The sequence below is a fragment of the Planomonospora algeriensis genome (assembly GCF_977012225.1).
This window is the reverse complement of the sequence record NZ_CDRNDK010000529.1, coordinates 1-3902: the sequence shown is the minus strand read 5'-3', so window position 1 is coordinate 3902 and position 3902 is coordinate 1. Positions and strand designations below refer to the sequence as shown.

General features: G+C 69.6%; 3 protein-coding genes and 1 pseudogene. All 4 read right to left on the bottom strand.

The features are described from left to right. Positions 1-250 precede the first annotated feature (250 nt). Positions 251-721, bottom strand: a complete 471-nt coding sequence (locus ACWJ6R_RS31795) for a hypothetical protein (RefSeq protein WP_449065761.1) — start codon at positions 719-721, stop codon at positions 251-253. 185 nt (positions 722-906) lie between these two features. Beyond that, entirely contained in the window at positions 907-2235 is a 1329-nt protein-coding gene (locus ACWJ6R_RS31790; protein ID WP_449065760.1) for a pectate lyase, read from the bottom strand. 423 nt (positions 2236-2658) lie between these two features. Next, entirely contained in the window at positions 2659-3006 is a 348-nt protein-coding gene (locus ACWJ6R_RS31785; protein ID WP_449065759.1) for a hypothetical protein, read from the bottom strand. Continuing rightward, positions 3003-3745, bottom strand: a pseudogene (locus ACWJ6R_RS31780) (slipin family protein). Before ACWJ6R_RS31780 ends, ACWJ6R_RS31785 begins: the two are co-directional and overlap by 4 nt. Positions 3746-3902: the final 157 nt, after the last annotated feature.

Here is a 3902-nt window from a genome sequence, read left to right as displayed (position 1 = left end):
TGGCCGACGTCTCCCTCAAGCTCATCGTTTTCAGCGGCGTGATCGCCTACCCGGCCGCAGCCTGGCTGGCCATGCCCCGCACTCCCCGGTGGCTGCTCGCCCTTTCGGTTGCGCTGCTCCTGGTCGTTTACGTTTCCGTCTCTCTGCTCGCGGCCTGACGTCAAGGCTCCGCGCCGCCACCAGGCCGTGATCTCAGCATGCGCGCCCGGTGAACACCTTCTGATATCCCTATGGCCCGGTTCGGGGCAGCTCAGCGGATGACTTTGACTGCTGCTCTGACCAGGTCGCTGCGGGTGCCGTCGCCGCTCCAGGTGCCCGAGACGCTGGCGTACCGGGTCGAGCCCACGGGAACGGCGGAGGAGAGTTGCAGCTGGACGCCGATCAGTCGGTAGGCACCGAGCGCCAGGGCGACGCGCAGGCCGGAGGCTGATTGCATTGTGCCGGTGACGTTGGTGTTGCCGGAGAAGTAGCGGACCGTGGACCCGGAGGATGCGCGGCTGCCCTTGATGGCGATGACGGCGGTGGAGTCGCCGTCGTTGTAGACGCGGACGTAGAAGCCGCGCGGGGTGAGTGTCCGCCCGGTCCGGCGCACCGTGGTCGTCTTGGTCCGCGCCGTCGTCGCACCGGTGGCGTAGATGTTGCTGCCTGCGTAGCCGGAGCTCGCGGAGGTGCTGATCAAGGCGTCGGGGCGCTGGTCGCTGGCGGCGATGGTCAACGTCATCGTTGTTGATGGGCCCAAGCCGGTTCCGGAGCTGGGTGAGGAGAGCGTGATGGTGATCGTCTCGGCGGCTGCATGGCTAGGACGGTTCCATTTGGCCCCACTTGCGGCTTGGGTTCTAAAGGTGGTCGCGGCACCGCCGCAGCGCCGCCGGGTGGGACCGTCGCCCGGCGGTGCTCCGGAGGGGCTTACTTGTAGGTGATGGCGGAGGCGGAGTACAGGCAGCTCACGCCGTCGGGGCCGGTGCCGGTCTTGCCGGGCTCGCCCTTGGTGACGCCCTTGTACCGGTCGCAGATCGCGATCTTCTTGCCGGGGTCGCCGATGATCGTGATCCCCGAGAGCTTCGCGGTGTCGCCGTAGTTGGGGTTGATCCCGACGAGCGACTTGGCCGGGGCGGTCACCTGGACGTTGGAGACGACGACGTGGCGGGCGTACTGCTTGGAGCAGTTGCCGCAGGAGCGGTAGAGCTTGCCGAAGTTCTCCACCCGCAGGTTCTTCAGCACCATGGTGCCGGGACCGTTGTGCTGGAAGACCTTGTCGGAGCCGGCCCTGGCGCCGCCGCCGTCGATGGTCATGGTCTGGGAGGCGCTGGTGCCCTTGAAGGTGGCGGCGTCCTCGCCGATGTCCTCCCACCAGACGTTCTTCAGCGTGCAGGTGCCGGTGCAGTGGATGCCGTCGGCGCCGGGCGAACCGATGATCACGTTCTGCAGGACGGCGCCGTCGGCCAGCTTGAAGATCGGGTCCTGGCCCTCGTCCTGGCCGTCGCCGCCGAGCTTGCCGGAGCCGTAGAAGCGCTTCATGCCGCCGTCATAGGGTCCGCTGACGGGGATGGTGGCGGTGACCGGCTGCTGTCCCTTGGCCGTGGGCCAGCCGGGCAGCGGCGTGGCGGTGGGGGCCGTCGTGGGAGCGGCCGTGGGCTTGGCGGTGGGGGTGGCGGTCGGCTTGGTGGTCGGCTTGGCCGTCGCGGTGGGGGCCGGGGCGGGGGCGGCCCCGGCGGGCTTGAGCGTCCAGCGCTTGCCGGCGGCGGTGTCGCAGGAGTTCTGCTGGACGGTGGCGTCGTTGGCGGTGGAGGAGTCCTTGACGTTGAGGCACTTGGCGCTGCCGAGGTTGACGACGCGGTAGGTGCTGCCGGAGACCTGGTCGAGCCGCCAGGTGTGGAAAGCGCTTTCAGAGCAGGTCTGCTGAAGGGCGGCCTTGCCCGCGGAGGTGCTGTTGCCGGAGATGCCGGCGCACTTGCCGCTGTGGGCGGCGGTCAGCCGCCGGCCGCCGGTGACGTCGGTCAGGGCCCAGGTCTGGTTGGCACCGCCGTTGCAGGCGTACTGGACGAGCTGGGCGCCGTCGGCGGTGCTCTTGGCCTTGACGTCGAGGCACAGGCCGCTGGCGGCGTTGACCAGGGTGTAGGACCCGGCGGCCGGGGCGGCCGCCGCTGAGGCGGTCGCCGTCGTCGTGGTGCCGACGAGCGTCGTGAGGGCGAATGCGGCGATACAGGCCCGCCGTGTAACGGTGGACAGAGTCACTATCCAGCCTTTCAGTGCTGTTCGTGGAATGTTCCCGTCGTGCCGGGAATCACCGCCTGCGCCGAGGGATCTCCGGTCTCGGCCGGCGAGGCGTGCGTTCACACTGCTGTGAGCGCTAACAATACGGTGGAGACGAGGTGTGCCCATGAGGATGCGACGGGCGTCCATGCGCGGCCTCTCCGGTTGGGGCGGGCCCGCTGCGGCCCGCAGGCCGCAGTCGAGGGCTCGGGGTGACTCTTCGACGTTGACGGGACGCTCCCGGCCGCGGTGCCGTCAGAGGCATCAGGGGTACCGCATACGGGGGCGACGGGTGTTGTTTCTATCGCGTCACACGATTTTTGTCACGTTAATGACTTTTTATATGATGTATACGATCTGCTGCACCGAATCCAGTATGTGGCTGTATAGGTGTATTTGTCCTGCTCAGTCGTCCTCTTCCGAGTGCCACTTGCGGACGTGTCGCGCACGGACCCAGCGCAGACCGCCGGTGATGGCGATGACCGCGCCGATCGCGCCGATGACCAGCCCGCCGAACATCCACAGGAACAACGGGCTCAGACCGGTGGTGCCGCCCGAGTGGCCCGCCATGCTGCCCCCGAGGAACCCGGCGAGCGGGGCGAGCACGGCCAGGACCGAGCCGAGGATCATCATGTGGAGCCCGCGCGGCTCCGGGTGCTCGTGCGCTCCGGAGCCGGGACCTGGGCCGGATCCGGAGCCCGGGCCTGAGCCGGGACCTGGGCCGGAGCCGGAGGCCGGGGTGGGTGCGGTCACGGGTTCCTCCTCGTGACGGGGGCTCCGTTCATCGCAGAGGGGAGCCTCTCCAGGAACGGTCCGATGATGTCGATGGGCAGAGGGAAGACGATGGTGGAGTTCTGGTCGGCGCCGAGCTCCAGCAAGGTCTGCAGATAACGCAGTTGCAGGGCGGCCGGACTCCTGCTGAGCGTGTCCGCGGCCTGGCGCAGCTCCTCGGAGGCCTGGAGTTCGCCGCGGGCGCCGATCACCTTGGCGCGCCGCTCCCGCTCCGCCTCGGCCTCCCTGGCCATGGCGCGCTGCATCGCCTCGGGGATCTCGACGTCCTTGATCTCCACGACCTGCACCTGCACCCCCCACGGTCCGGTCTGGGCGTCGATGCTCATGGTGAGGTCCTCGTTGAGGTCGCCCGATGGGCCAGGAGCGTGTCGAGGTCGGCGCGTCCGACGACCGACCGCAACGTGGTCTGCGCGATCTGGGATGTGGCGACCGCGTGGTTCTCCACCGCCATCACCGACCGGACCGGATCGACGATCTTGAAGAGCACGACGGCGTTGACCCGGGCCGACACGTTGTCCTTCGTGATGACCTCCTGCGGGGGAATCGTCAGGGTGACCACCCGCAGGTCGACGCGGACCAGCCTGTCCAGCCCGGGGAACATCAGCCGCACACCGGGCTGCAACGGGGCGCGCAGCCGGCCGAGCCGGAACGCCACCCCGCGCTCGTACTCCCTGAGCACCCGCACCGAGGCCGCCAGCATGACGATCGCGACGGTGATCACGACGGCCAGGGCCGCCTGCACCGGGGTCACCGCGATCCCCTTCCGCCCGGTCCCGGTCCGCGCCCGTCCGCCGGGGGGGTCCGTGCGGGGCGCCCGGGCCCGCCGGGGGGATCCGCCCGCGGCGGCCCGCCCGCCT